Annotated in this window: 27 protein-coding genes and 2 tRNA genes; 20 read left to right on the top strand and 9 right to left on the bottom strand. The window is 62.1% G+C overall.

The annotated features are described in order from the left end of the window. The first annotated feature begins 34 nt into the window (after positions 1-34). A complete protein-coding gene (locus IF690_RS07305; RefSeq protein ID WP_202699554.1) occupies positions 35-499 on the top strand; it encodes a CopD family protein in 465 nt (154 codons plus the stop codon). An 87-nt stretch (positions 500-586) separates the two neighbouring features. On the opposite strand, the gene IF690_RS07300 is transcribed toward IF690_RS07305, so the two are convergent. The 4 genes from IF690_RS07300 to IF690_RS07285 form a co-directional block, all read right to left on the bottom strand. Then, a complete protein-coding gene (locus tag IF690_RS07300; RefSeq protein ID WP_202699553.1) occupies positions 587-1,345 on the bottom strand; it encodes a collagen-like protein in 759 nt (252 codons plus the stop codon). Continuing rightward, on the bottom strand, positions 1,338-1,616 hold the full coding sequence (locus IF690_RS07295) for a DUF1145 domain-containing protein (RefSeq protein ID WP_180924417.1): 279 nt from the start codon (positions 1,614-1,616) through the stop codon (positions 1,338-1,340). The genes IF690_RS07300 and IF690_RS07295 overlap by 8 nt, the downstream gene beginning before the upstream one ends. A gap of 117 nt (positions 1,617-1,733) precedes the next feature. After that, entirely contained in the window at positions 1,734-2,453 is a 720-nt protein-coding gene (locus IF690_RS07290) for a PA1041 family peptidoglycan-binding anchor lipoprotein (protein WP_202701348.1), read from the bottom strand. Positions 2,454-2,542: 89 nt separating this feature from the next. Further along, a complete protein-coding gene (locus tag IF690_RS07285; protein ID WP_202699552.1) occupies positions 2,543-3,235 on the bottom strand; it encodes a PA1041 family peptidoglycan-binding anchor lipoprotein in 693 nt (230 codons plus the stop codon). Between the two features lie 195 nt (positions 3,236-3,430). On the opposite strand from IF690_RS07285, the gene IF690_RS07280 reads away from it, so the two are divergent. The 4 genes from IF690_RS07280 to IF690_RS07265 all read left to right on the top strand — a co-directional run bounded on the left by IF690_RS07280 (position 3,431) and on the right by IF690_RS07265 (position 5,446). Next, positions 3,431-3,928: a DUF6231 family protein gene (locus tag IF690_RS07280; RefSeq protein ID WP_202699551.1), complete on the top strand. Its 498-nt coding sequence runs from the start codon at positions 3,431-3,433 to the stop codon at positions 3,926-3,928. A 4-nt stretch (positions 3,929-3,932) separates the two neighbouring features. Further along, positions 3,933-4,409, top strand: coding sequence for a YchJ family protein (locus tag IF690_RS07275; RefSeq protein ID WP_009047362.1), 477 nt, complete (start codon positions 3,933-3,935; stop codon positions 4,407-4,409). Positions 4,410-4,754: 345 nt separating this feature from the next. Beyond that, entirely contained in the window at positions 4,755-5,249 is a 495-nt protein-coding gene (locus IF690_RS07270; protein ID WP_202699550.1) for an LEA/WHy family protein, read from the top strand. Beyond that, complete coding sequence (locus IF690_RS07265; protein ID WP_007923047.1) at positions 5,246-5,446, top strand: SEC-C metal-binding domain-containing protein; 201 nt, start codon at positions 5,246-5,248, stop codon at positions 5,444-5,446. The genes IF690_RS07270 and IF690_RS07265 overlap by 4 nt, the downstream gene beginning before the upstream one ends. Positions 5,447-5,572: 126 nt before the next feature. Here the strand turns inward: IF690_RS07265 and IF690_RS07260 are convergent, their stop codons facing one another. After that, entirely contained in the window at positions 5,573-6,133 is a 561-nt protein-coding gene (locus IF690_RS07260; RefSeq protein ID WP_202699549.1) for a cysteine hydrolase family protein, read from the bottom strand. A 147-nt stretch (positions 6,134-6,280) separates the two neighbouring features. Between IF690_RS07260 and IF690_RS07255 the strand changes: the two genes are divergently transcribed. The 7 genes from IF690_RS07255 to IF690_RS07225 all read left to right on the top strand — a co-directional run bounded on the left by IF690_RS07255 (position 6,281) and on the right by IF690_RS07225 (position 14,043). Continuing rightward, positions 6,281-6,925: a glutathione binding-like protein gene (locus IF690_RS07255; RefSeq protein WP_202699548.1), complete on the top strand. Its 645-nt coding sequence runs from the start codon at positions 6,281-6,283 to the stop codon at positions 6,923-6,925. 185 nt (positions 6,926-7,110) lie between these two features. After that, a complete protein-coding gene (locus IF690_RS07250; RefSeq protein ID WP_202699547.1) occupies positions 7,111-9,534 on the top strand; it encodes a penicillin acylase family protein in 2,424 nt (807 codons plus the stop codon). A 317-nt stretch (positions 9,535-9,851) separates the two neighbouring features. After that, positions 9,852-10,634 (top strand): transporter substrate-binding domain-containing protein, encoded by a 783-nt coding sequence (locus IF690_RS07245; protein WP_202699546.1) that lies wholly within the window; start codon positions 9,852-9,854, stop codon positions 10,632-10,634. 56 nt (positions 10,635-10,690) lie between these two features. Beyond that, entirely contained in the window at positions 10,691-11,419 is a 729-nt protein-coding gene (locus IF690_RS07240; RefSeq protein ID WP_023969862.1) for an ABC transporter permease, read from the top strand. Beyond that, on the top strand, positions 11,416-12,126 hold the full coding sequence (locus IF690_RS07235) for an ABC transporter permease (protein ID WP_202699545.1): 711 nt from the start codon (positions 11,416-11,418) through the stop codon (positions 12,124-12,126). Before IF690_RS07240 ends, IF690_RS07235 begins: the two co-directional genes overlap by 4 nt. A gap of 20 nt (positions 12,127-12,146) precedes the next feature. Beyond that, positions 12,147-13,265 carry a succinylglutamate desuccinylase/aspartoacylase family protein gene (locus IF690_RS07230; RefSeq protein ID WP_202699544.1) on the top strand — a complete coding sequence of 373 codons (1,119 nt, stop codon included), beginning with the start codon at positions 12,147-12,149 and terminating at the stop codon, positions 13,263-13,265. 13 nt (positions 13,266-13,278) lie between these two features. Continuing rightward, positions 13,279-14,043, top strand: coding sequence for an ABC transporter ATP-binding protein (locus IF690_RS07225; protein ID WP_202699543.1), 765 nt, complete (start codon positions 13,279-13,281; stop codon positions 14,041-14,043). A gap of 86 nt (positions 14,044-14,129) precedes the next feature. On the opposite strand, the gene IF690_RS07220 is transcribed toward IF690_RS07225, so the two are convergent. Then, positions 14,130-14,336, bottom strand: a complete 207-nt coding sequence (locus IF690_RS07220) for a hypothetical protein (protein ID WP_016702032.1) — start codon at positions 14,334-14,336, stop codon at positions 14,130-14,132. Between the two features lie 106 nt (positions 14,337-14,442). Beyond that, the gene (gene dcd, locus IF690_RS07215; RefSeq protein ID WP_062823490.1) at positions 14,443-15,009 is read right to left on the bottom strand and encodes a dCTP deaminase; all 567 of its coding nucleotides are present in this window, start codon (positions 15,007-15,009) and stop codon (positions 14,443-14,445) included. A 352-nt stretch (positions 15,010-15,361) separates the two neighbouring features. Here dcd and IF690_RS07210 point away from each other — a divergent pair, with 352 nt between their 5' ends. Next, on the top strand, positions 15,362-15,571 hold the full coding sequence (locus tag IF690_RS07210) for a cold-shock protein (RefSeq protein WP_002554837.1): 210 nt from the start codon (positions 15,362-15,364) through the stop codon (positions 15,569-15,571). A gap of 123 nt (positions 15,572-15,694) precedes the next feature. Further along, on the top strand, positions 15,695-17,113 hold the full coding sequence (locus IF690_RS07205; protein WP_202699542.1) for a toxin-antitoxin system YwqK family antitoxin: 1,419 nt from the start codon (positions 15,695-15,697) through the stop codon (positions 17,111-17,113). Between the two features lie 93 nt (positions 17,114-17,206). On the opposite strand, the gene IF690_RS07200 is transcribed toward IF690_RS07205, so the two are convergent. Further along, on the bottom strand, positions 17,207-18,214 hold the full coding sequence (locus IF690_RS07200; protein ID WP_202699541.1) for a DUF481 domain-containing protein: 1,008 nt from the start codon (positions 18,212-18,214) through the stop codon (positions 17,207-17,209). A 164-nt stretch (positions 18,215-18,378) separates the two neighbouring features. On the opposite strand from IF690_RS07200, the gene IF690_RS07195 reads away from it, so the two are divergent. The 4 genes from IF690_RS07195 to IF690_RS07180 all read left to right on the top strand — a co-directional run bounded on the left by IF690_RS07195 (position 18,379) and on the right by IF690_RS07180 (position 23,170). Further along, positions 18,379-18,732, top strand: a complete 354-nt coding sequence (locus IF690_RS07195) for an MGMT family protein (RefSeq protein WP_009042455.1) — start codon at positions 18,379-18,381, stop codon at positions 18,730-18,732. A 44-nt stretch (positions 18,733-18,776) separates the two neighbouring features. Continuing rightward, positions 18,777-20,354: an AmpG family muropeptide MFS transporter gene (locus tag IF690_RS07190; protein WP_202699540.1), complete on the top strand. Its 1,578-nt coding sequence runs from the start codon at positions 18,777-18,779 to the stop codon at positions 20,352-20,354. 129 nt (positions 20,355-20,483) lie between these two features. Next, positions 20,484-22,199: a proline--tRNA ligase gene (locus IF690_RS07185; protein WP_202699539.1), complete on the top strand. Its 1,716-nt coding sequence runs from the start codon at positions 20,484-20,486 to the stop codon at positions 22,197-22,199. A 17-nt stretch (positions 22,200-22,216) separates the two neighbouring features. Next, positions 22,217-23,170, top strand: a complete 954-nt coding sequence (locus IF690_RS07180; RefSeq protein WP_202699538.1) for a hypothetical protein — start codon at positions 22,217-22,219, stop codon at positions 23,168-23,170. Between the two features lie 62 nt (positions 23,171-23,232). On the opposite strand, the gene dinB is transcribed toward IF690_RS07180, so the two are convergent. Beyond that, entirely contained in the window at positions 23,233-24,297 is a 1,065-nt protein-coding gene (dinB, locus tag IF690_RS07175; protein WP_202699537.1) for a DNA polymerase IV, read from the bottom strand. Positions 24,298-24,596: 299 nt separating this feature from the next. Between dinB and IF690_RS07170 the strand changes: the two genes are divergently transcribed. Both IF690_RS07170 and IF690_RS07165 read left to right on the top strand, forming a co-directional pair. Further along, a tRNA-Met gene (locus tag IF690_RS07170) sits at positions 24,597-24,673 on the top strand. A 206-nt stretch (positions 24,674-24,879) separates the two neighbouring features. After that, a tRNA-Met gene (locus tag IF690_RS07165) sits at positions 24,880-24,956 on the top strand. Positions 24,957-25,067: the final 111 nt, after the last annotated feature.

The raw sequence follows: 25,067 nt of genomic DNA, 5'->3' as shown, positions 1-25,067 counted from the left end.
CGCTAATTCATCCCGCGCAGAACGGAGTACCCGAATGACAGCCTTTGCCCTTGCCTACACCCTGCATGTCCTGGCCGCCCTGGTCTGGGTCGGCGGCATGTTTTTCGCCTGGATGGTGCTGCGTCCGGCAGCGGTGGCCGCCCTTGAGGCGCCGGCGCGGTTGAAGCTGTGGGCAGAAGTGTTCCCACGGTTTTTCGTCTGGGTCTGGGTGGCGGTGGTGCTGTTGCCGATCAGTGGCGTCGGCCTGATCCACCTGCGTTTCAGCGGCTTCGAGACCGCGCCGCGCTATGTGCAGGTGATGATGGGCCTGTATGTGGTGATGACCGCGCTGTTTATCCGGATCCAGTCGTTGCAGCTGCCAGCGTTGCGCCAGGCAGTGGCGGCCGAGGACTGGCCGACAGGGGCCACGACCCTGGGCAATATTCGGAAATTGGTGGGGATCAATCTGATCATTGGCCTGTTGCTGGTGGCCGTGGCAGCGGCCCGGCCAATGTTCTAAAGGCCGATGCCGGAAAAAACATCGCGGGCAAGTCGGATCGGCGCCCGCTCGCTCCTGCAGGAGCGGTTGCCCGCGACCGAGCCTGAATTACAGACGCTGTACCGTGACCGAACCTGCGGGGCCCGCCGGCCCTGGATGGCCTTCGGCACCAGGGCGACCGCTCTTGCCACCGTCGGCGCGATAGACGAAGCAGCCCTTGGACTTGCCCCCGGCCCCGGGTTTGCCGCCCGCACCGGCCACACCGCCCGCCCCGCCATCGACCCAGACCTTGATCTGCTCCGCCGGGTAATCGCGCGGCAGCTCGACCCGCACCTGGGCGCCCGCCGCCCCGGGCTGGCCGTCACCGCCGTTGTCGCCATCGGCGCCACGCCCGGCCTGGCCCCAGGTGCACCCCGGCTCTTCGCCGTTGGCGCCATCGAGACCGACATAACCCGGCGCGCCGGTGCCGCCGCGCGCATCCACCGAGAGTTCCCCGGCCTGCAGCGAGGCGATGCGCAGCGTCAGGTTGCGCCCGGCTTTGGCCGCCTTTTCATAAGTCCCCGGAGCCCCGCGGGAGGTGATCTGGCTACCAGCCTCCAGGTCGGCATGGTCGACGCTCAGCAGCAGGCTCTGTTCAGCAGGAACGATAGCGATCCGCGCTTCACGCCCCAGGCGCAACTCGCCGACCTTGACCTCGGTGACCGTGGACGGAATCAGCAAGGTACCGTAGTCCGCCACTTCCAGGCGCTCCAGTTGCAGGCTGCCGGTGGTGTTGGGCAGGCGCATCAGGGAGTGGGTCTCGACCGTCACTACCTGGGCCAAAACCTGTGGGCTGCACAGTACCGCGAGCAGGCAGAGCTTACGCATGGCCAACCTCCGCGGGCTTCGCCGCCTTGAAGGTCTGCAGGTGGAAAATGCCGGTCAGGAGAATCTGCAAGCGATCTCGCCAAGGGTGGGCTCGGCCCTTGAGGCTGCCGTTGAACAGCAGCAGCTCCATCAGGTGGGTCAGCAGCAACAGGCTGCCTGCCAGATTGATCAACAGATGAATCGGATTGATCAGCGGGCTGACCAGATTGACCAGCACCAGCAACCAGAACAGCAGCGTCAACAACTTGCCCAGCCCCCAAAACACCTTCATATGCCCCCCTTTGCGAGTTTTTCTTTGCGCGCACAGTAACGACTTCGGCGGGGCATAAGCCAGAGGGCGACGCAAATTCTCCCGCCGCCCCTGCCAAGCCGCCCTGGCGCCTGATGATCAGCGTTGAATATGCAGCTCCACCCGACGGTTCTGCGCCTGCCCTTCTTCGGTGGCGTTATCGGCGACCGGCTCGCTCTCCCCCTTGCCCTGGCTGGTCAGTTTGTCCGGTGCCAAGCCCTGGTTCAGGAGGAATGCGACGACGCTGCTGGCGCGGCGTTCGGACAGTTTCTGGTTGTATTCATCCGCCCCTTGGCTGTCGGTGTGGCCAACCACCTTGATGCGCTGCACGTCGGCGCCCTGAAGCTTGGCCAGCAGCCCCTGCAGCTGGTTTTGCGCTTCGGGTGTCAGCTCCGCCGAGTCGAAGGCAAACAGCACATCGCCCTGATCGCTGAGGGTGATCACTTCGGATTGCGCCGCCGGCTCGGCTGCGGGTGCGGCCGGGTATTGCGGCAGCGGGCAGCCACGGTTGTCGACCGGGGTATTGGCCAGGGTATCCGGGCAACGGTCACGGCGGTCGAACACGCCGTCATCGTCCTTGTCGCCATCCTGGGCGTAGCAGATCAAGCCACCGCTCACCAGGCCGAGTGCCGCGCCACCCGCGGCCCAGCCACCGCTTTCAATGGCGCCCAGGCCGCCGCCCACCAGGCCGCCGAGCAGGCTGCAGATTGGCCACGTACGCTGGTTGAGGGGGGCAGTGCCGTCGCTGTGGGTAGCGCAGCCTGTGAGCAGGCTGCCGAGCAGTAGAACCGGCAAGGCGGCTCGCGCGCGAAGACTCATCATGAATGCTCCTGTGTCACCGGCCCATACCGGTCACACAGGAGTAAAGACCCGCATGGGCGGCTGCACAAGCCGCCCAGGCCAGGCAATCAGCGGTTGATTTTGATTTCCGTGCGCCGGTTCATCGCCCGGCCATCGGCGGTCTTGTTATCCGCGACCGGTTGACTCTCGCCGGCACCGGCCACCGAAACGAAACTGCTGCGGGGTACGCCCGCGCTGATCAGGTACTCGGTCACCGAGCGCGCGCGTTTTTCCGAAAGGCGCTGGTTGTAGGCATCGCTGCCCACGCTGTCGGTGTGCCCGGTCACGCGCAGTTGCGCACTCGGGGCTTCCTGTTTCAGGCGCGTGGCGATGGTGTCGAGCTTGGCCTTGTCGGCGCCGGTCAGCCTGGCGGAGTCGAATTCGAAGTGCACATCGCGGATGACAATGGTCTCTTCCTTGACCACCACCACTTCCTCGACCACGGCTACAGGCTCTGGCGGGCAACCGTTGGCGTCCACCTGCACGCCTTTAGGCGTGCCAGGGCACTTGTCGCGACTGTCCGGCACGCCATCGCCGTCTTCGTCGCCATCACCGTGCACCCAGCAATAACCGGCCGCGACGCCGGCCCCCAACAAGGCGCCATACCCCGCCCAGGACGAGCTTTCAATCGCGCCCAACGCGGCCCCACCGACACCCCCGACAGCAGCGCAGGTCGGCCAATCGGTTTTCTGCAAACCTGCGCAACCAGTCAACACACTGGTTAGCAGAACCAAGGGTAATGCTGTCCGAACTATGCTCATCTAGTTATCTCCTGAGGGAATCGGCTTAGAACCGATTGGGGGAGTAAAGACCTGGCTTTAAATCTCCGCCAGCATGAGGCCGGCAGGTTTTCCCCCTGGATTCGCCCAGGAACGGCTGCCATTTCAGGCAAAACGGCTCTAGGCCCGTGGGTCCAGGCAGGCTAGTCTTTGCCACTCAAAGATTGAGGAACTTCGATGACCGCAGGTATTTCTTCGCGCACGCCCCAGCAGGCCCTGGCCGCCCTGCTCGACCGCTACGCCCCGCAACAGCTGCTGCTGATCGGCGCCAGCGGGTTTCCGGCCCTGGAAGCGTTTCGCCAGGCGCACCCCGAAACCGTCATCACCCAGGCCGCGCCCGGGCCGTTGCCGGCGGAAATGGCGGCGCGCCGTTTCGACCTGGCGCTGGCGGTCGACTGCCTGGAACATCTGCCCAAGCGCGACGGCCTGAACCTGCTCGGCGGGATCCGCAACCTCAATGCCAGCCGCATCGCGGTCCTGGCCGACCTGAACGCCTGCGGCTGGCGGGAGACCGACTTTTTCTCCCTGGCCCTGCAGGCCAGCGAACGTTTCCAGCGCGACGAACAGGTCCTGACCCTGTTCACCTACGATCTGCTTGAATACAAACAAGTGCCCGACTGGCTCAACTCCAGGTTCTGGGCGAATCCGGAAAACTTCGGAAAGTACTGGTGGTAATGCGATGAGTACCTCTATTTGTCCCTGCGGCAGCGGCAACCTGCTGGACGCCTGCTGCGGCCACTACCATGCCGGCCACCCTGCGCCCTGCGCCGAGGCGCTGATGCGCTCGCGCTACAGCGCCTACGTGCTGGGCCTGGTGGATTACCTGGTGGCCACCACGCTGCCGGCGCAACAGAGCGGCCTGGATCGCCAGTCCATCAGCGACTGGAGCGCGCAAAGCACCTGGCTGGGCCTGGAAGTCGAAAGCTCGGAAGTCTTCGGCGGCCAGCCGGAGCACGCCTTTGTCACCTTCACCGCACGCTGGCACGACAGCCATGGCGAACACAGCCATCGCGAACGCTCATCCTTCGTACAGAACAGCGGGCACTGGTATTTCATCGACCCGACCGTGCAACTCAAGGCCGGCCGCAACGACGCCTGCCCCTGCGCCAGCGGGCAGAAATTCAAGAAGTGCTGCGCCAGCTACTTCGCCAGCTGAATCCTCGTCCCTGAGCCTGTCCTCGCGGGCGCTCCACGGTTGCCAGGGTCTGTACGAAAAGTCGGCGAGCGAAGGTCAGGCAAGGCGCAACGACCAACGGGAGTAACAGCCGAAGGCTGGCCCGGAGGGTGAGCGCAGCGAATCAAAACAGGCGAGGAACGGCCGGGGTCGCGCCCGACTGTAGGGGCCTGCATGAGCATTCCGATCGGACTCGCGCACGAGCCTGTTTTTGCGTAGCGCCGGAGGCGCCCAGCATGCAGCATGGTCTGCGTAGCGCCGAAGGCGCCCAGCGCGCAGCCACTTTTCGTACAGAGCCTAGACTGGGAGTTCAAACGGAGTAACCCCATGGTCGTTCAACTGCGCGTACTACGGACCTTCGGACTGCTCACGGTGCTGGCGCTTTCGGGCTGCGCCTCGTGGTTCGTCGACGACACCCTCGACCCGCAGGTGCACCTGGTCAAGGTCGAGGTGATCAAGGCGAATTTGCTGGAGCAGCGCCTGCGCCTGCACTTTCGCGTCGACAACCCCAACGATGCCGACCTGACCGTCCGTGCCCTGGAATACCGGGTTCATCTCGGCGGCGTGTTGCTGGCGGAGGGTGAGCATGAACACTGGTTCACCATCGGCCCCAGGCACAGCGCCTACTTCCAGGTCCCCGTGCGCACCAACCTGTGGCCGCAGATACGCCAGGTAGTGAAATGGCTGAAGGAACCGCAGCAACCGATCCCCTATCGCCTGGAAGGTTTGCTGGAAACCGGATTGTTCATCGGCCATGACGTGCACCTGGCGCGTAAAGGCGAGATAATTCCCGCCGATTTTATTCCGGAGCAACCTCGATGACCCAGCAACCCCATGTCCACGGCCCTGACTGCAACCACGATCATGACCACCACGATCACGACCACGGCCATGTTCACGGTCCGCATTGCAACCACGCTCACCAGGAGCCGGTGCGCAACGCCTTGAAAGATGTCGGCCGCAACGACCCTTGCCCCTGCGGCAGCAGCAAGAAATTCAAGAAGTGCCACGGCGCCTGATGCCGTAACGCCCTGCCTTTTTCCTGCTTCCAGGTAGGAGCGAAGCTTGCTCGCGATGCGGGCGACTCGGTTAATCAATGTGATCGAGTCGATTTCATCGCGAGCAAGAACTGCCCCCCCTTGCTCCTACAGATCGCGTTGCAGGATCTGTCTCGAATCGATCACCGTCGCATACTCGCCATGCAGGTTGCCCAGCGACATGGCATGCACCTCCTCGGCGCTGTGGGCCTGGCCGAAAAAGTCGGCCTTGTCGAAGGTGTAGCAGGCGTCTTCCACCACCCAGGTATCGAACCCCAGATTGCCGGCGGTCCGCGCCGTCGATTCCACCGAGTTGTGGGTCGCCACACCGACAATCACCAACTGAGCGATCCCGGCCTTGCGTAAATCGGCCTCCAGGGTCGTGGCGCAGAAGGCATCCGGCACCTGCTTCTGGATCACCGACTCAGCGCCCCGCGGCAAAAACCGCTGCTGAAACTCCACCCCCGACTGCCCCGGCCAGAACACCGACTGCTCGCTGCGGGACAGGTGCTGCACATGGATCAGCGGCCGCGCCGTCTGGCGCCAGTAAGCCAGCAACTCGGCGATGCGCTCCTCGGCCTGAGGGTTGTTACGCCGCCCGAGCCTGGGATGCAGGATGCCCTGTTGCTGATCGATCAGGATCAGCGCTGCGTTGGTCTGAAGCTCCATGCTGGCTTTTCTCGTGTCGGGTCATTGAATTCCACGCACTTCAACATCACCTCTGCAGACAGGCAAGCCGTCGAACGTAGACCGGACCACCGAATACCACTATTGGCTATCCGTAGCAGAATGTCCTTCGTTTACCTGGAGAGTCCCATGATCGATCTGTATTACTGGACCACCCCCAACGGCCACAAGATTTCCCTGTTCCTCGAGGAAACCGGCCTGCCCTACAGCGTGCACCCGGTCAACATTGGCCAGGGCGAGCAGTTCAAGCCCGAGTTCCTGAAGATCGCGCCGAACAACCGGATTCCCGCCATCGTCGACCATCAGCCGGCCGACGGCGGCGCGCCGCTGTCGCTGTTCGAGTCCGGGGCGATTCTGCTGTACCTGGCGGAAAAGACCGGGCAGTTCCTGCCCAAGGATCTGCGTGGCCGCCAGGAAGCCCTGCAGTGGCTGTTCTGGCAGATGGGCGGCCTGGGGCCGATGGCCGGGCAGAACCACCATTTCAGCCAGCTCGCCCCGGAGAAGATCCCCTACGCGATCAAACGCTATGTCGATGAAACCGCGCGCTTGTACGGGGTGCTGGACCGACGCCTGGCGGACCGCGATTTCGTCGCTGGCAGCGAATACAGCATCGCCGACATGGCGATCTATCCGTGGATCGTGTCCCACAAGTGGCAAAGCCAGAACCTGGAAGACTTCCCCAACCTGCACCGCTGGTTCAACCGCATCCTCGATCGCCCGGCGACCGCGCGCGCCTACGCCATCGCCGCGCGGATCAATCCACCCAAATCCTGAGGCCCGATTGCCCACTGCCGGCCGGCAAACAGCGGTGACTGCACTGTTTCGGGCAGCCACCGAACGGCCGGCGCGGGCTATTTATCCGGCAACGCAGAAATACTCTCGGCCCCCGCTTGCGCGGCACTCGCCTGCTCACTAACGTAGCGCCTTTATCGACGCTACCCCCCCGCAGGAGCTTTGCCATGGCCTCGCCAGCCTTCTCACATTTTCTTCCCCGGTTCGGCGTTGCCGCGGCAGTGGCCGGCGTTCTCAGCCTGGCCGGTTGCCAGTCATGGAACACCCAGGACAGCCTGCCGCCGACCTCCGGCGTGCAACCGCTCAAGGGCCTGGCCCAGAACGTTTCGGTCCGGCGTAATGCCATGGGCATGCCGCTGATCGAAAGCAACACCTTCCACGATGCGCTGTTCGCCCTGGGTTACGTGCACGCCAGCGACCGGATCAACCAGATGGTGACCCTGCGCCTGCTGGCCCAGGGCCGGCTGGCCGAGATGTCCGGTGCCGATGCGCTGGACGTCGACCGCTACATGCGCGCGGTCAACCTGAAGAACAGTGCCGGCGAGCTGTACAAAGCCTCGTCCCCACGGATCAAGCGCTTCTTCGAGGTCTACGCCCGCGGGGTCAACGCCTACCTGTTCCGTTACCGCGACAAGCTGCCGCCAGACCTGGCCGCCACCGGCTACAAGCCCGAATACTGGAAACCGGAAGATTCGGCGCTGATCTTCTGCCTGCTGAACTTCAGCCAGTCGGCCAACCTGCCGGAAGAAATCAACGCCCTGGTGCTGGCGCAGAAAGTCGGCGCCGACAAACTCGCCTGGCTGACCCCGAGCTACCCGGACGAACCGCTGCCGCTGGCCGAGAGCGACAAGCTCAAGGGCCTCAACCTGAATGTCCCGGGCTTGAGCGAAATCAGTGCCGCCGCCGGCAAGCTCGGCGAGCTCAACCCGCTGAGCGTCGCCGGCGCCAGCAACTGGGCCATCGCTCCACAGCGCAGCCGCAGCGGCAAAAGCCTGCTGGCCGCCGACAGCCACTCGCCGGCGTGGAACCTGGTGCAGATCCGCGCCCCCAAATACCAGGCCGCGGGCGCTTCGATCGCCGGCCTGCCGATGATCGTCCAGGGCTTCAACGGCAAGGTGGCCTGGAGCATGACCTCGGTCGCCGGCGACAACCAGGACCTGTTCCTGGAAAAACTCAAGCGCCAGGGCAATGCGCTGTATTACGAAGCCAACGGCAAATGGCTGCCGGCCGTGGTGCGTAACGAAACCTACTTCGTCAAGGGCCAGCGGCCGATTCGCGAGGCGGTCTATGAAACCCGTCACGGCGCCCTGCTCAACAGCGCCAGCAACCTGAGCGGCGGCTACGGCCTGGCCCTGCAACAGCCGAACCTTGCGGACGACAAGAGCCTGGACGCGTTTTTCGACCTGTCGCGGGCGCAGAACGTGGAGCGAGCCTCCGACGCCAGCCGCGAGATCCGCGCCATCGGCCTGAACATGCTGTTCGCCGATGCCAGCCATATCGGCTGGCAGGTCACCGGCCGCTTCCCCAACCGCCGTGAAGGCGAAGGCCTGCTGCCGTCGCCGGGCTGGGAAGGCCGTTACGACTGGGACGGTTATGCCGACCCGATGCTCCACCCCTATGACCAGGACCCGGCCCAGGGTTGGCTGGGCACCGCCAACCAGCGGATCATCCCCCACGGCTACGGCATGCAGCTGTCCAACTCCTGGTACTACCCCGAGCGTGGCGAGCGCCTGGCCGAACTGGCCGGCAGCGGCAAACATGACGGCCGCAGCATGATCGCCATGCAGTACGACCAGACCACCCCTTTCGCCGCCAAGCTGAAGAAGATGTTCGAAGCCCCCGGCATGGCGCAGCCCCTGAAGAAAGCCATCGACGCCCTGCCCGAAGCGCAGCGCAGCAAGGCTCGCGAGGCCTACAGCCGCCTGATGGCGTTCGACGGCAAACTCAGCCCGGTGTCGGCCGACGCGGCGATCTATGAGCTGTTCCTGCAGGAAAGCGCCCGACAGATCTTCCTCGACAAACTGGGTCCGGAGTCCAGCCCGGCCTGGAAAGCCCTGGTGGCCAACGGCGCGCTGTCCTACTCGGCCCAGGCCGACCACCTGCTGGGCCAGGAAGACAGCCCGTTCTGGGATGACAGCCGCACCCCGCAGAAAGAAGACAAGCCGGCGATTCTCGCCCGCAGCCTGGCCGCCGCCATCAGCGCCGGCGAAAGCCAGCTGGGTGGCGATCGCCGGGCCTGGCAATGGGGCAAGCTGCACAGCTACCACTGGAAGAACGCCAATGGCCAGGTCGTTCGCGGACCGCTGCAGGCCGGTGGCGATCACAGCACCCTGAACAGTTCGCCGTACCGCTGGGGCCAGGACTTCACGGTGATCGAGGCGCCGGCGCTACGGCTGATCGTCGATTTCGGCCAGAGCGAACCGCTGAGCGTCATCAACAGCAGCGGCCAGTCCGGCAACCCGGCCAGCCCGAACTACCTGAACGGCATCGATGCCTGGCTCAAGGGCCAGTACCTGAACCTGCCGCTGCAAACGCAGAACTTCGACCGCCTCTATGGCAAGACCCGCCTGACCCTGGCGCCAGGCAAGTAACACCGGCCAGCCCGCCCCTCTCCACAAGGGGCGGGCTTGAGCCCAACCAGGCTTCAACCCTTCCGCTAGTCCGCCTGCCAAGCTCTCGGCAGCCGCGCCCTTCCCTGCTCGAAATCTCCCACGCGCCCTATTGATGCAAGGCTTCGCGCGCGCTCTTTTTTGGGGCGCGGCCGACGCACGGCAGGCTCTCGCACCACCTTTTAAAACACCTGTTCGGGACTCTGGTTCGGAAATTGCTACTTTCATTAAGTCTGACGCGTTGCAGTAACAGTACTAATGCGCCACAAGCGCTCATATTGGTTTTTAGGGATTTAATAATGAAAAAAGCATTGCTGACCCTTTCTGCACTGGCTCTCTGCATGGCCGCCGGTTCCGCGCTGGCCAAGGAATACAAGGAACTGCGCTTCGGCGTTGACCCGTCCTACGCACCTTTTGAATCCAAGGCCGCCGATGGCAGCCTGGTCGGCTTCGACATCGATCTGGGCAATGCCATCTGTGCCGAACTGAAGGTCAAGTGCAAATGGGTCGAAAGCGACTTCGACGGCATGATCCCGGGCCTCAAAGCCAATAAATTCGACGGTGTGATCTCATCCATGACCGTCACTCCGGCCCGCGAGAAAGTCATCGACTTCTCCAATGAACTCTTCTCTGGCCCGACGTCCTTCGTGTTCAAGAAAGGTTCCGGCCTGACCGAAGACACCGCATCGCTCAAGGGCAAGACCGTCGGCTACGAGCAGGGCACCATCCAGGAAGCCTACGCCAAGGCCGTGCTGGACAAGGCCGGGGTGAAGACCCAGGCCTACCAGAACCAGGACCAGGTTTATGCCGACCTGATCTCCGGGCGCCTCGATGCGTCGATCCAGGACATGCTGCAAGCCGAACTGGGCTTCCTGAAGTCGCCACAGGGCGCCGGCTACGAGGTGAGCAAACCAGTGGAAAGCCCCCTGCTGCCGTCCAAGACAGCGATCGGTATCTCCAAAGGTAACAAAGAGCTCAAGGCCCTTCTGGATAAAGGTATCAAAGCGTTACACGATGATGGCACCTACGCCACCATTCAGAAAAAACACTTTGGCGATCTGAATCTCTACAGCGGTAAATAAGGTCCTGGCGCCCATCCTCGATGGGCGCCTTTTTTATCGCCACAGGTCTCTGATTTATGTTCGAAGAACTTCTGCAAACCCTTGGGCTTTCCGCCTTCAGCCTCAAGGGGTTCGGTCCGTTGTTGCTGGAAGGCACCTGGATGACCATCAAACTCTCGGTATTGTCGCTGTTACTCAGTGTCCTGCTCGGCCTGCTCGGCGCCAGCGCCAAACTCTCCCCGCTGGGCCTGCTACGCCTGCCCGCCCAGCTCTACACCACGCTGATTCGTGGCGTACCGGACCTGGTGCTGATGCTGCTGATTTTCTACAGCCTGCAAACCTGGCTGACCACCTTCACCAACTTCATGGAATGGGAATACATCGAGATCGACCCGTTCAGCGCCGGGGTCATCACCCTGGGCTTCATTTATGGGGCGTACTTCACCGAAACCTTCCGTGGCGCCATCCTCGCCGTGCCACGCGGGCAGATCGAAGCCGCCACCGCCTACGGCCTCAAGCGCGGCCAGCGTTTTCGCTTCGTGGTGTTTCCGCAGATGATGCGTTTTGCCCTGCCGGGTATCGGCAATAACTGGATGGTGATGCTCAAGGCCACCGCGCTGGTGTCGATCATCGGCCTGGCCGACCTGGTCAAGGCGGCCCAGGATGCCGGCAAGAGCACCTATCAGCTGTTCTACTTCCTGGTACTGGCGGCCTTGATCTACCTGGTCATCACCAGCGCCTCCAACATCGTCCTGCGCTGGCTCGAACGCCGTTATGCCGCGGGCTCGCGGGAGGCGGTGCGATGATCGAGCTCCTGCAGGAATACTGGAGACCCTTCCTCTACAGCGACGGCTACAACGTCACCGGCCTGGCGATGACGATGTGGCTGCTCAGCGCCTCGATCTTCATCGGTTTCCTGGTGTCGATCCCGCTCTCCATCGCCCGGGTCTCGCCCAAGCTCTACCTACGCTGGCCAGTGCAGTTCTACACCTACCTGTTTCGCGGCACACCGCTCTATATCCAGTTGCTGATCTGTTACACCGGGATCTACAGCATCGCCGCGGTCCGCGCCCAGCCCATGCTCGATGCGTTCTTTCGCGACGCGATGAACTGCACCATCCTCGCCTTCGCCCTGAACACCTGCGCCTACACCACGGAGATTTTCGCCGGGGCGATCCGCAGCATGGCCCATGGCGAGGTCGAGGCGGCCAAGGCCTACGGCCTCAGCGGCTGGAAACTCTACGCCTACGTGATCATGCCCTCGGCCCTGCGCCGCTCGTTGCCCTATTACAGCAACGAAGTGATCCTGATGCTGCACTCGACCACCGTGGCCTTCACCGCGACCATCCCGGATGTGCTGAAAGTCGCCCGCGACGCCAACTCGGCAACCTTCATGACCTTCGAGTCCTTCGGCATCGCCGCGTTGATCTACCTCACCGTGACCTTCGCGCTGGTCGGCCTGTTCCGTCTCGCCGAACGCCGCTGGCTGGCCTTCCTCGGGCCGATCCACTAGAACAAGGCAAATCATCATCCATGCGCCACCAGACTCATGATCTGCTCGCCCCACTGCCGGGGACCACGCGCCAGATCCACAGCTTTCACTTCGGCCCCGAGCGGGCCGAAGGCAAGATCTACATCCAGTCGTCGCTACACGCCGATGAACTGCCCGGCATGCTCGTGGCCTGGCACCTCAAGGCGCGCCTGGCGGAACTGGAGGCCCAGGGCCGCCTGCGCAGCGAAATCGTCCTGGTCCCGGTGGCCAACCCGGCCGGCCTGGAACAGGTGTTGATGGACGTGCCGCTGGGCCGCTACGAGCTGGAAAGCGGGCAGAACTTCAACCGCTGGTTCCTCGACCTCGGCGAAGAAGTCGGCAACGACATCGAAGGCCAACTGGGCGACGATCCGCGGCACAACCGCGAAATCATCCGCGCCAGCCTGCGCAACGCCCTGGCGCGGCAGACCGCCGGCACCCAGTTGCAGTCCCAGCGCCTGGCCCTGCAGCGCCTGGCCTGCGACGCGGACATGGTGCTGGACCTGCACTGCGATTTCGAAGCCGTGACCCATCTGTACACCACACCCGAGGCCTGGCCGCAGGTCGAGCCGCTGGCCCGCTATATCGGATCGCAATCCAGCCTGCTGGCCACCGATTCCGGCGGCCAGTCGTTCGACGAATGCTTCACCCTGCTCTGGTGGCAATTGCAGCAGCGTTTCGGCGAGCACTTCACTATTCCCCAGGGCAGCTTCTCGGTCACCGTCGAGCTGCGCGGCCAGGGCGACGTCAGCCATGGCCTGGCCAGCCGGGATTGCCAGGCCATACTGGATTACCTGACCCATTTCGGCGCCATCGTCGGCGAAGCTCCGCCCATGCCCGATCTGCCCTACCCGGCCACGCCGCTGGCCGGCGTCGAACCTGTGGCCACGCCCGTGGGCGGCCTGCTGGTGTTCACCGCCCTGCCCGGGGAATACCTGGAGGCCGGGCAACAGGTGGCCGAAGTCATCGACCCGATCAACGATCGCGTCACCCCCGTTCATTGCAGCTGCGCCGGCCTGCTCTACGCCCGCTCGCTGCGCCGCATGGCCACGGCCGGCATGGTGATCGCCCATGTCGCCGGCCACGAAGCCTATCGCAGCGGCTACCTACTTTCGCCTTGAGGATGCATGCCCCATGTACAAACTGACCATTGAAGGCCTGCATAAATGCTATGGCGACAATGAAGTGCTCAAAGGTGTTTCGCTCAAGGCGAAGACCGGCGACGTCATCAGCCTGATCGGCGCCAGCGGCTCGGGCAAAAGTACCTTTCTGCGCTGCATCAATTTCCTGGAAATCCCGGACGACGGCGCCATGAGCCTGGACGGCCAGCCGATCCGCATGGTCAAGGACCGCCACGGCATGCACGTGGCCGACGCCGACGAGCTGCAGCGGATTCGCACCCGCCTGGCCATGGTGTTCCAGCATTTCAACCTGTGGAGCCACATGACGGTGCTGGAGAACATCACCATGGCCCCGCGCCGAGTGCTGGGGGTCAGCAAGAAGGACGCCGAGGAGCGCGCCCGGCGTTACCTGGACAAGGTCGGCCTGCCCGCCCGGGTGGCCGGCCAGTACCCGGCCTTTCTCTCCGGTGGCCAGCAACAGCGGGTGGCGATTGCCCGGGCGTTGGCGATGGAACCGGAAGTGATGCTGTTCGACGAACCCACCTCGGCCCTCGATCCGGAGCTGGTGGGCGAAGTGCTCAAGGTGATCCAGGGCCTGGCCGAGGAAGGCCGGACCATGATCATGGTCACCCACGAAATGAGTTTCGCCCGCAAGGTGTCCAGCCAGGTGCTGTTCCTGCACAAGGGCCTGGTGGAAGAGGAAGGCGCACCGGAAGAAGTGCTGGGCAATCCGAAGAGCGAGCGCTTGCAGCAGTTCCTCAGCGGTAACCTGAAGTAAGCCTGGCACCTCTATGGATAAAGGCCAGCTCGCCGGGACCTCGATGGAGTCCGGCGGGCTGGCCTTTTTCTGGGGGGGGGCGTCAATCAGGCGACAGGAGCGGGAGGAGGCTCGTCCGGCAAGGTCGGCTCGCCAGGTTCGGTCGGCTCGGCGGGTTGCGGGGTATCCGGGTCGGGCTGACCGGGAATGCCGCCTGCCACACTGGGGTGCGCCAGCAGTGACCAGGCCAGGACGCCGACCTGATTGGGCTCAAGTCTGGCAAGTGTGGCGCTTATAAGCGGATCGATCTTCATGGGGCACTCCTGAGCTAAGCACGGTCCACTGTGCGCAAACCGGGGCAGTCCTCTGGTTAGAGTATCTGCCCGCTGAGGAATTCCCGCTATTCGTCAGACGACAAACTCAGGTACGCGGCAGGGTCACGCCACGCTGGCCCTGGTACTTGCCGCCACGGTCCTTGTAGGACACTTCGCACTCTTCGTCGGACTCCAGGAACAGCATCTGCGCCACGCCTTCGTTGGCGTAGATCTTCGCCGGCAAGGTGGTGGTGTTGGAGAACTCCAGCGTCACATGGCCTTCCCACTCAGGCTCGAGGGGGGTGACGTTGACGATGATGCCGCAACGGGCGTAGGTGCTTTTACCCAGGCAGATGGTCAGCACGTTGCGTGGAATGCGGAAGTACTCGACGGTGCGGGCCAGGGCGAAGGAGTTCGGCGGAATGATGCACACGTCGCTCTTGATGTCGACGAAGCTGCCGGCGTCGAAGTTTTTCGGATCGACGGTGGCCGAATTGATGTTGGTGAACACCTTGAATTCATCGGCGCAACGCACATCGTAGCCGTAGCTCGACACACCGAAGGAAATCAGCCGTTCTGAGCCTTCGCCACGCATCTGGCGCTCCACGAAAGGTTCGATCATGCCGTGCTCTTGCGCCATGCGGCGAATCCACTTGTCCGATTTGATGCTCATGGCGGGTGTCCTGAAATAGCGAGGTGGAAAAATTCTGTCCGGCATCTTACCGGGGTGCGCCTGCGGGTTCAAAGTCCGGGCCGCTTTTCTCGCTGAAAGCCGCAATACTTGCGGGCTGGAGGGTATATACGGCACCGCCAGTCACTAAAAGCGCGAATCCTTCGCAAAGAACATTGGCAGGTTCCGGAAAAAGGGTTAAGGTGGCGCCACTGTGCTGCTTGTGTCACTGAGAATCTCTACACGATGTTGAATTTCGATCCAACCATCTCCAAGAATTTTTCCTGCTCTTTGCACTCAGTCTCGGCCAGGGCTTTTCCTGAGTCGCAGTTAACTTTGTCCAAGGAGATACACCATGTCTAATCGCCAAACCGGTACCGTTAAGTGGTTCAACGATGAAAAAGGCTTCGGCTTCATCACTCCACAATCCGGTGACGACCTGTTCGTACACTTCAAAGCTATCCAATCCGACGGCTTCAAAAGCCTGAAAGAAGGCCAACAGGTTTCTTTCATCGCTACCCGCGGTCAGAAAGGCATGCAAGCTGAAGAAGTTCAAGTTATCTAACTTGTACTGAAACAGTAAAAAAGCCCCGCCCTCGAAGCGGGGCTTTTTTGTGCCCAGGTGTTTTTGCCTAACAGCGCCCTGGCTATATGATTCGCCCCCGGACAATTACACGGAAACAGCAGGATGCCGTTCAAACACTGGAAGTTGTTGAGCGCAGCGGTGCTTACATTCACCCTCCCTCTCACACTCAACGCCACACCCCGTCCCGACCATCCGACGATCATCGTCAGCATGGATAGAGGCTCCAGCTACATTGCCATGGATTCGAAACAACAACCTCAGCTGCGGCTCGCGGTGCTGCTGGAGCTTTCCAGCGCCCATCGCTGTGGGAGCAACGAGGTCTATCTCACGCCAGAATCCGCAGGCATCCCCGAACAATCATTCTCTAGAGCCCTGGGAGAAATCCAGCAACTGATCGATCAGCAGATCCCGCTGTTGCTGACCCTTTCGGAGTGCGACGGAAAGCGCGCCTTTTTCGAAAAAGTTCGGCCCTGTACCCCTCAGGAGTGCAGCGACCTGACGGCATCCCTGGTCGACGGCAAGCTCTATCTCGACGAGCGGTATGCGCCAACAGGCCGAGGCCTGGCCTCGTACTACCTGACGATGCCGATGAGCTACGACAAGCGGCAAAAAGCCTGGCACGCGAAAGTCTTCTACGTCGAATCGGGCACCCTGCGCCGGGACTATTTTGTCAACGCCGAGGACTTCGTTTCAGGCAAGGCCGTTCACGCCTCGAAAACCTACTATCCGGACGGCCAGGTCGGCCAGAGCATTGGCTATGACGTCAATGGCAAACGTCAGGGAGAGGTTCTGACCTACTCCGAGAGCGGTGTCGTGATTGAACGCTCGAACTATCTGGACGATCTCCTCGAGGGCTGGCAAACCACCTACCACGACAATGGGAAAGTCGCCGAATCCTATAACTGGCACCAGGACAAACGCGTCGACGGCGAATACCTGGAGTACGACGAGAACGGCAAGCTGGTCGGCCGTATCAACTACCGGGCAAATCTGCTGGACGGTCCAATTACCAGCTACTACCCGGACGGTCGACTGAAAAACAGCGGACAGTTCGTTGCAGGCAATAAAGTCGGGCCAAGCCCGTCCTACTACCCTGATGGCACCCTGGAAGGCACCGTCGATTACGTCGACAACCAGCCCGTGGGCTGGCAGGTCGAGTACCACCCCAACGGCAAGGTAAAGCAGAAGCAATTCAACGACGAACACGGCACCCAGCGCAGCTATGCCCTGTGGAACGAACAGGGCGTGCAGACGCTTGAGTGGCAATGGGATGAACAGCACCGCGAGCAGGGTGATTTCAGGGAGTGGTACGACAATGGCCGGCTCAAGGACCACAAGCTCTACAAGGACGCAAAACTGCAAGGTCCTGCGGTTACCTGGTACGAAAACGGTCAGATGAAGTCATCCACGGATTACCTTGATGGCCAGGAACAAGGCTGGATGCGCTTCTGGAACAAAGACGGCAGCCTGCAGAGCGAATGCCAGTACCAGGCAGGTGCCCGTCAAGGCGCATGCAGTTGAGCCGGACATAACACAGCGCTACTGAATACCGCCCCCCTCTAGACAGTCCCGCCGGCTCAAACCGCGGGACTTGTTCATTCAGGATCAGCGACGTCACCAAGCCACGCCAAACCCCGCGGTATAACGGGTCTTGTTGACGTCGCTGTCCTTGGTGCCGCTGATGATGTCCCGTTCGGCCTTGAGGTTGAGCGATGCCCACTCCGTGACCTTGTAGCGCAGGCCGATCTCGGCATCCAGGGCATAATCGGCAATATTGGACAACGGCCTGCCCACCTCGCCATTGGTAAACAGCTCGACCCGCTTGCCAATCAGGTAACGGTTGTAGTCCCACTTCATCGCCAGGGAATAGAAGTTGTCCTTGCCGCCGTCCTTGTACTCGTAGTCGGTGCGGTTGAGCAGCGACCCCAGGGAGAACGCCCCCAGTTCGTTATCCCAGAACTGGTAACCCGGACCGGTACCCACCACACGCTGGCGGGCCAAATCCTCGACCTTGTCACGCTTGTAGTTCAGCCGCCCTTGCCAGAACCACTTATCGGTGAGGAAGCGGTCCAGTGCGTATTCGCCGCGCCAGTTGTCGGTGGTGACGACATCGTTCTGGAATTCGCGGTTGTACTCGCCTTCCGCCGTGTGTCGCCATTTGCCGTGGCGCGCCGAGGTCTTGAAGTCGATGTCGTAGTCGTCGGTGTCCTTGTCCGCCCGCTGATAATCCAGCGCCATGTCGACGTTGCCCTTCCACACCAGGTCCTCGACCACCGGCTTTGGCTTCATGATCTGCTGGATGCTCGCCAGCTCGACAGTCTTCGGCGCCTCGCCATTGGCCAGGGTGACCTTGCCGTCCTCCGCCGCGTGCAGGGATTTGGCCTTCTCGCCGGTGTAGGCATCCTGCTTGACCAGCAGTTCCTGATCGCTCTCCAGCGTCTTGACCTGCTTCCAGTCGATCGGGATGGCCCCGGCATACTCGGTCTGGATCAGTAACTTGCCACCATCGAACACTTTGATCTTGCCGCTCAGACGGTCACCGTTCTTCAACCAGACGGTATCGGCGAGCAAAGGCGTGGAGGCACTGAAAACGGCAAGGCACAGCAGGGTTCTGGACAACATAAACAGATACAGGACTCGAGTTTGCGAAAAAAACCGGCATTATCCACATGAATAAAACCTCAGGTAGCGAATGACTCGACTATCTATAGTGAGTTCAATCCTCAACGGTTAATAAACCCTTTGTCCTACAGACGGTTTACAAGCCTGCATCAGGAACCCCGAACGTGATCGAACCGCTCGACGCCGACCAAAGCCCTGCCGAAATCCGACGCACGGCGCTCTACCTGACCCTGGCCCAAGTCCCGGAAGGCAAGGTAGTCAGCTATGGGCAACTGGCGGAAATGGCGGGCCTGGGTCGCGCCGCACGCTGGGTGGGACGGACCCTCAGCCAACTGCCCGCCGACACCACCCTGCCCTGGCACCGTGTACTGGGTGCGGGCGGGCGCATCAGCCTGCCCGTGGGCAGTGCATCGGGCGACGAACAGCGCGCGCGACTGCGCATGGAAGGTGTCTCGATCCTGAACAATCGTGTGGATATTCGGCGCCATGGCTGGCGTCCGGTAGAGCACAGCGGTTAGAGTGCGCGCTTTGTTTCCGTAATTCTTGAGGCAGACTCCAGCCCATGCCCCGTAAAACCTGGCGCGCCGCGCTCGCCGCCTATGCCAGCCCCTCGACGCTCGTGCTGTTGCTGCTTGGTTTCGCCGCCGGCCTGCCCTACATGCTGGTGTTTTCGACACTTTCGGTCTGGTTGCGCGAAGCCGGTGTGGCCCGCGAGACCATTGGCTACGCCAGCCTGATCGGCCTGGCCTACGCCTTCAAATGGGTCTGGTCGCCCTTGCTCGACCAATGGCGCCTGCCCCTGCTGGGCAAACTCGGGCGCCGCCGCTCCTGGCTGGTCCTGGCGCAATCGCTGGTGCTGCTCGGGCTGATCGGCATGGGTTTCTGCGATCCGCAAAAGCACCTGTCCTGGCTGATCGCCATTGCCGTTATCGTCGCCTTCGCTTCTGCCACCCAGGACATCGCGGTGGACGCCTACCGCCTGGAAATCGCCGAAGACAGCCGCCAGGCCGCCCTGGCCGCCGCCTATATGTCCGGCTACCGCGTCGCCGCCCTGCTGGCCACCGCTGGCGCCCTGTTCTTCGCCGAAGGTTTCGGCTCCACCGGTTTCAGCTATAAGCACTCGGCCTGGACCGGCACCTACGTGCTGTTCGGTGTGCTGATGATCCCGGCCCTGCTGACCACCTTGTTCATGCGCGAACCGCCCGTGCCGCTGCGCACCCAGCTATCGGCCGGGCGCTACAGCTTCTTGCACCAGCTGGTGTCGGTGTTCGTACTGATCGTGCTGCTGGTGTCCGTGCCGGCGATGTTCACCCAGCTGTACAACACCGACTTCGCCAGCGTGCTGTTCGAAGGCGCCAGCCTGCTGGACCTGTTGCTGGAAGACCGGGCGTTCCTGCGCGCCATTCTCTACACCATCCTGACCGCGCTGTGCCTGTCGGCCATGGGTCGCCGCGGCCTGGCCCCGGTGCTGACCCCGGTCAACGACTTCATCCTGCGCTACCGCTGGCAAGCCCTGCTGTTGCTGGGCCTGATCGCCACCTACCGGATGTCGGACACGGTGATGGGCGTGATGGCCAACGTGTTCTACATCGACCAGGGCTTCACCAAGGACCAGATCGCCAGCGTCAGCAAGATTTTCGGCCTGATCATGACCCTGGTCGGCGCCGGCATGGGCGGCCTGCTGATCGTGCGCTTCGGCATCCTGCCGATCCTGTTCATCGGTGGCGCCGCCTCGGCCGCGACCAACCTGTTGTTCCTGATGCTGGCCGACATGGGCCCCAACCTGCAGATGCTGGTGGTGACCATTTCCCTGGACAACTTCAGCTCGGGGCTGGCCACCTCGGCCTTCGTCGCCTACCTGTCGAGCCTGACCAACCTGAAGTTCTCGGCGACCCAGTACGCCCTGCTCAGCTCGATCATGCTGCTGTTGCCGCGCCTGATCGGCGGTTATTCGGGGGTCATGGTGGAAAAGTTCGGCTATCACGACTTCTTCCTGATCACCGCCCTGCTCGGCGTGCCGACCCTGATCCTGATCGCCCTGCACTGGTTCCAGGAAAGCCGCCGCGCCGAACCGCCGGAAGCGCCCGAAGCCACACCGCCGGCCACTCCACCCGCGGCTACTGCCAGCGAAGAACCCTAGGAAACCCCGGGGCACGCCGGCATTCATCCGGCGCCCCGACCTCCCCCGGCCGCAATCCTGTACGCCAACGGTTCTCGCCCGTACAATGCTTCGTCATTTCTAGTCTTCAGCAACCGACAACGGCCTACCATGCGCACCAGTCAATTTTTGCTCGCCACACAGAAAGAAACGCCTTCCGATGCGGTCGTGATCAGCCATCAGCTGATGCTGCGCGCCGGCATGATCCGCAAACTGGCCTCGGGCCTGTACACCTGGCTCCCGATGGGCCTGCGGGTGATGCGCAAGGTCGAAGCCATCGTTCGCGAAGAAATGAACGCCGCCGGCTCGCTTGAAGTGTTGATGCCGAGCACGCAGCCGGCTGAACTGTGGCAGGAATCCGGTCGCTGGGAGGAGTACGGCCCTGAACTGCTGCGCTTCAAGGATCGCCACGGTCGCGACTTCTGCGCCGGCCCGACCCACGAAGAAGTGATCACCGATCTGGCCCGCAACGAGCTGAGCAGCTACAAGCAGCTGCCGATCAACCTGTACCAGATCCAGACCAAATTCCGCGATGAAATCCGTCCACGCTTCGGCCTGATGCGCGGTCGCGAGTTCATCATGAAGGACGCCTACTCCTTCCACGCCGACCAGGCATCGCTGCAGGTCACCTATGACCGCATGCACCAGGCCTACTGCAACGTGTTCACCCGCCTGGGCCTGAAGTTCCGCCCGGTCGAAGCCGACAACGGCTCCATCGGCGGCGCCGGCTCACACGAGTTCCACGTACTGGCCGAGTCCGGCGAAGACGACATCGTTTTCAGCAATGGTTCCGACTACGCGGCGAACATCGAGAAAGCCGAAGCCGTGCCACGGGAAACCTCGCGTCCGGCGCCAAGCGAAGAACTGCGCCTGGTCGACACCCCTGACGCGAAAACCATCGCGCAGTTGGTGGAAGGCTACAACCTGCCGATCGAAAAGACCGTCAAGACCCTGGTGGTGCACGCCGAGGAAGCCGGCAAGCTGATTGCCCTGATCATCCGTGGCGACCACGAGCTGAACGAAATCAAGGCCGCCAACCAGCCTGGCGTCGCCAGCCCGCTGGTCATGGCTTCGGAAACCGAACTGCGTGACGCCATCGGTGCCGGCGCCGGCTCCCTGGGCCCGCTGAACCTGCCGCTGCCCATCATCATCGACCGTTCGGTGGCCCTGATGAGCGACTTCGGTATCGGCGCGAACGTCGACGACAAGCACTATTTCGGCTTCAACTGGGAACGCGACATGCCGGTGCCGACCGTGGCCGACCTGCGCAATGTCGTCTCCGGCGACCCGAGCCCGGACGGCAAGGGCACCCTGGAAATCAAGCGCGGCATCGAAGTCGGGCACATCTTCCAGCTGGGCAACAAGTACAGCAAGGCGATGAAGTGCGAAGTGCTGGGCGAGAACGGCAAGCCGGTCACCCTGGAAATGGGCTGCTACGGCATCGGCGTGTCCCGCGTGGTGGCTGCGGCCATCGAGCAGAACAACGATGAGAACGGCATCATCTGGAGCGACGCCCTGGCCCCGTTCCAGATCGCCCTGGTACCGCTGCGCTATGAAACCGAGCAGGTTCGCGAAGCCACCGACAAGCTGTATGCAGAACTTACCGCCGCCGGCTTCGAAGTGCTGCTGGACGACCGCGACAAGAAGACCAGCCCGGGCATCAAGTTCGCGGACATGGAGCTGATCGGCATTCCACACCGGATCGTGGTCAGCGACCGCGGCCTCGCCGAAGGCAACCTGGAATACAAGAGCCGTACCGAAGCCGAGGCGCAAGCGCTGCCGGTGGCTGACGTGCTGTCCTTCCTCCAAGCCCGTATCCGTCGCTGAAACCAGATAGAGAAGTCATGTTCAAGCGAAACACCTTAAGCCTCGGTGGCGCCGCCTTGTGCGGCGCCCTGTTGCTCAGCGGCTGTGCCAACCAGATGTCGCAACGCAGCGAGCACGAGGAACGTGTCGAGCGCAAATTGCTCGATCACAGCCTGCAGATCGATGTCGGTGAGCCTAAGGTGCTTGAGCTGCCGCAACGCCGGGTACGCATCCACGAGCAGAAGACCTTCGAAGTCACCGAGTTCGAAGTCACGCGTCGCTACGATCGCTACACGCCCTATCAACCCTGGCGGGAGCTCTACGAGATCCCGCTGGGCGCGGTAGCTGTGGTCGCCGGTATCGGCGCCAACGTGGTCAATGTGTTTGCCCTGGGCAACCTGCCGGACAGCGTCACCAAGGACTGGATCAGCTACGGCGTGGCCGGGCTCAACCCGTTCATGAACGTGCAGTCCCACGGTCGGGCGCAGCAGAACCTGGCGGGCATCGACGAAGTCCAGCGCGACAAGCGCGTGGAGTATTCGAGCCTGCCCTGGAGCGAACGTCCGGTGCAGGTCAAGGCCGGCAAGGAAACCCATGAGCTGAGCACCGACCGCAACGGCATACTGCGCCTGAACCTGTTGGACAGCCCGTTTTCCGAGCAGGACCTGAACCACATCGGCAAGCTGCAGATCAGCGTCGCGGATGCCCAGGACGACGTGCATTCCGACTCGTCGCTGGCCATCAGCAACACCCTGCGCGGCAAGCTGCAAGAAGCGCACAACCTGATCTACGACGACCTCGAAGACGACGAAGTGAGCCAGTGGGTACACCGGGTCAAGCGTCTCTCCGAACTGGGCCTGGAAGAGGAAGCCAGCGAACTGGAGCAGAGCCTGATCGAGCTGACCCGCAACGATCCGGAGCTGCAAAGCGAGTTTCTCAAGTCGCTGACCAAGAACGCCGGCCGCCTGGTCGCCGATCCTGGCGCCCATTGATCTGAAAACCATCGCGAGCCCACTCTCGCACTGCAGGAGCGGGCTCGATCGCGATGCTTTTTTCAGGAGCGGCCGAACAACTCCAACTGCTCATGCCCGCCACGCAGATCCTGCAAACGCACACCAATCCCCAATAGCCGCACCGGCCTGTCCCCGCGTTTGAACGCCTGGGTCAAAAGCTGCCGGTAACTCTCCAGGTCCCGCCCTGCTCCCGCCTGCTCGAGCGTGGTCTGGGTGAAATCGTGGAACTTCACTTTGACGAAGGGCTTGCCCGGACGATAACTGCTGTCGATTCGCTCGATCCGGCCGGCCAGGGTCTGCATCAGTTCCGGGAGCTTATCCAGGCAGCTCTGCAGATCGGGCAGATCGACGTCGTAGGTGTTTTCCACACTGATGGACTGCCGGCGGCTGTCGTTCTGCACCGGCCGCTCATCGATACCCCGGGCGAGGTTCCACAACCGCTCGCCAAAACTGCCGAACTCGCGCACCAGCGCCAGCTTGCTCCATTCGCGCAACGTCTCGCAGTTGACGATGCCCAGGCGCCCCAGCTTGTCGGCGGTGACCTTGCCCACGCCATGCAGCTTGTTGACCGGCAAGGCCGAAACAAAGTCCTCGACCTGGTCCGGGGTGATCACGAACAGACCATTAGGCTTTTTCCAGTCGCTGGCGATCTTGGCCAGGAACTTGTTCGGCGCCACCCCGGCCGACACCGTGATATGCAGCTGGTTGGAGACCCGGCGGCGAATATCCTGGGCGATGCGCGTGGCGCTGCCGGCAAAGTTGGGGCTGTCGGAGACGTCCAGGTAGGCCTCATCCAGGGACAAGGGCTCGATCAGGTCGGTGTAGTCGCGAAAGATCGTATGAATCTCTTTCGACGCCTCCCGATAGGCCTCCATGCGCGGCTTGACGATCAGCAGGTCGGGGCACAGCGTCTGCGCATGCCGCGAGGACATGGCCGAACGCACACCAAAGGCACGGGCTTCATAGTTGCAGGTGGCGATCACCCCGCGTCGCTCCGCCGAGCCGCCCACCGCCATCGGCCTGCCGGCCAATTGCGGGTCGTCGCGCATTTCGATGGCGGCGTAGAAGCAATCGCAGTCGATGTGGATGATTTTGCGCTGCGTCATATAAAGGCGGAGTTCATGGAAGCAAGAGGTCGATCACGAAACAGGGCGACAGTATCTCACCGAGAACTGTATATAGCACCAGTAGTTTGATTTCTCCTGTCTGCCGCCAGAAAAATCGGAAGATGAATTTATTTTCTCAATCGGCCAAAGCCCTCCAATAGAGCTGAAAGCCTTGTGCAGCATGCCCTCAAGCCCGATTCAAAGGCTGCTTTTTCAAGCTAAGCAATTGAACAAGAACAGTTTTTTTCGCCTGATCGGTTGACAGGCCGGCAATCCTCTGTAGAATGCCGCCACACAGACGCGGGATGGAGCAGTCTGGTAGCTCGTCGGGCTCATAACCCGAAGGTCGTCGGTTCAAATCCGGCTCCCGCAACCAAACATCAAAAAAGGCTACTCGAAAGAGTGGCCTTTTTTGTGCGCGCCGCTTTTTCAACAGGCCTTGTACAGTTGTCACGCAAAAAATAAAACCCTTTGCAACACCGGGACTTAACCCGCCTTGCGAGCCATTCAACACTTATTTGACTCAATGGGCCATTAACGGTTGACACTCCAGCATTCGTCTGTAGAATGCCGCCACACAGACGCGGGATGGAGCAGCCTGGTAGCTCGTCGGGCTCATAACCCGAAGGTCGTCGGTTCAAATCCGGCTCCCGCAACCAAACATCAAAAAAGGCCACTCGAAAGAGTGGCCTTTTTTGTATCTGTCGAAAAAATCTTTTCGCAACAATGACCTGGCAATCTGCCATGAACCGTCAGACACCTCTCCCCTC

It is taken from the genome of Pseudomonas sp. SK3(2021), assembly GCF_016772375.1.
Lineage (GTDB): Bacteria > Pseudomonadota > Gammaproteobacteria > Pseudomonadales > Pseudomonadaceae > Aquipseudomonas > Aquipseudomonas chlororaphis_I.
The sequence above is the reverse complement of the archived record's forward strand: the minus strand, read 5'-3'. Positions and strand labels throughout refer to the sequence as shown.

What these genes read in the sequence shown, in the direction of transcription:
- IF690_RS07210 (WP_002554837.1), top strand. Translation starts at nt 15,362, where the DNA reads ATGTCTAATCGCCAAACCGGTACCGTTAAGTGGTTCAACGATGAAAAA.
- IF690_RS07275 (WP_009047362.1), top strand. Translation starts at nt 3,933, where the DNA reads ATGAGTACCTCTATTTGTCCCTGCGGCAGCGGCAACCTGCTGGACGCC.
- IF690_RS07200 (WP_202699541.1), bottom strand. Translation starts at nt 18,214, where the DNA reads ATGTTGTCCAGAACCCTGCTGTGCCTTGCCGTTTTCAGTGCCTCCACG.
- IF690_RS07190 (WP_202699540.1), top strand. Translation starts at nt 18,777, where the DNA reads ATGCCCCGTAAAACCTGGCGCGCCGCGCTCGCCGCCTATGCCAGCCCC.
- IF690_RS07265 (WP_007923047.1), top strand. Translation starts at nt 5,246, where the DNA reads ATGACCCAGCAACCCCATGTCCACGGCCCTGACTGCAACCACGATCAT.
- IF690_RS07235 (WP_202699545.1), top strand. Translation starts at nt 11,416, where the DNA reads ATGATCGAGCTCCTGCAGGAATACTGGAGACCCTTCCTCTACAGCGAC.
- IF690_RS07225 (WP_202699543.1), top strand. Translation starts at nt 13,279, where the DNA reads ATGTACAAACTGACCATTGAAGGCCTGCATAAATGCTATGGCGACAAT.
- IF690_RS07270 (WP_202699550.1), top strand. Translation starts at nt 4,755, where the DNA reads ATGGTCGTTCAACTGCGCGTACTACGGACCTTCGGACTGCTCACGGTG.
- IF690_RS07290 (WP_202701348.1), bottom strand. Translation starts at nt 2,453, where the DNA reads ATGAGTCTTCGCGCGCGAGCCGCCTTGCCGGTTCTACTGCTCGGCAGC.
- IF690_RS07230 (WP_202699544.1), top strand. Translation starts at nt 12,147, where the DNA reads ATGCGCCACCAGACTCATGATCTGCTCGCCCCACTGCCGGGGACCACG.
- dinB (WP_202699537.1), bottom strand. Translation starts at nt 24,297, where the DNA reads ATGACGCAGCGCAAAATCATCCACATCGACTGCGATTGCTTCTACGCC.
- IF690_RS07220 (WP_016702032.1), bottom strand. Translation starts at nt 14,336, where the DNA reads ATGAAGATCGATCCGCTTATAAGCGCCACACTTGCCAGACTTGAGCCC.
- IF690_RS07185 (WP_202699539.1), top strand. Translation starts at nt 20,484, where the DNA reads ATGCGCACCAGTCAATTTTTGCTCGCCACACAGAAAGAAACGCCTTCC.
- IF690_RS07255 (WP_202699548.1), top strand. Translation starts at nt 6,281, where the DNA reads ATGATCGATCTGTATTACTGGACCACCCCCAACGGCCACAAGATTTCC.
- IF690_RS07205 (WP_202699542.1), top strand. Translation starts at nt 15,695, where the DNA reads ATGCCGTTCAAACACTGGAAGTTGTTGAGCGCAGCGGTGCTTACATTC.
- IF690_RS07305 (WP_202699554.1), top strand. Translation starts at nt 35, where the DNA reads ATGACAGCCTTTGCCCTTGCCTACACCCTGCATGTCCTGGCCGCCCTG.
- IF690_RS07260 (WP_202699549.1), bottom strand. Translation starts at nt 6,133, where the DNA reads ATGGAGCTTCAGACCAACGCAGCGCTGATCCTGATCGATCAGCAACAG.
- IF690_RS07280 (WP_202699551.1), top strand. Translation starts at nt 3,431, where the DNA reads ATGACCGCAGGTATTTCTTCGCGCACGCCCCAGCAGGCCCTGGCCGCC.
- IF690_RS07295 (WP_180924417.1), bottom strand. Translation starts at nt 1,616, where the DNA reads ATGAAGGTGTTTTGGGGGCTGGGCAAGTTGTTGACGCTGCTGTTCTGG.
- IF690_RS07245 (WP_202699546.1), top strand. Translation starts at nt 9,852, where the DNA reads ATGAAAAAAGCATTGCTGACCCTTTCTGCACTGGCTCTCTGCATGGCC.
- IF690_RS07180 (WP_202699538.1), top strand. Translation starts at nt 22,217, where the DNA reads ATGTTCAAGCGAAACACCTTAAGCCTCGGTGGCGCCGCCTTGTGCGGC.
- IF690_RS07285 (WP_202699552.1), bottom strand. Translation starts at nt 3,235, where the DNA reads ATGAGCATAGTTCGGACAGCATTACCCTTGGTTCTGCTAACCAGTGTG.
- dcd (WP_062823490.1), bottom strand. Translation starts at nt 15,009, where the DNA reads ATGAGCATCAAATCGGACAAGTGGATTCGCCGCATGGCGCAAGAGCAC.
- IF690_RS07250 (WP_202699547.1), top strand. Translation starts at nt 7,111, where the DNA reads ATGGCCTCGCCAGCCTTCTCACATTTTCTTCCCCGGTTCGGCGTTGCC.
- IF690_RS07300 (WP_202699553.1), bottom strand. Translation starts at nt 1,345, where the DNA reads ATGCGTAAGCTCTGCCTGCTCGCGGTACTGTGCAGCCCACAGGTTTTG.
- IF690_RS07240 (WP_023969862.1), top strand. Translation starts at nt 10,691, where the DNA reads ATGTTCGAAGAACTTCTGCAAACCCTTGGGCTTTCCGCCTTCAGCCTC.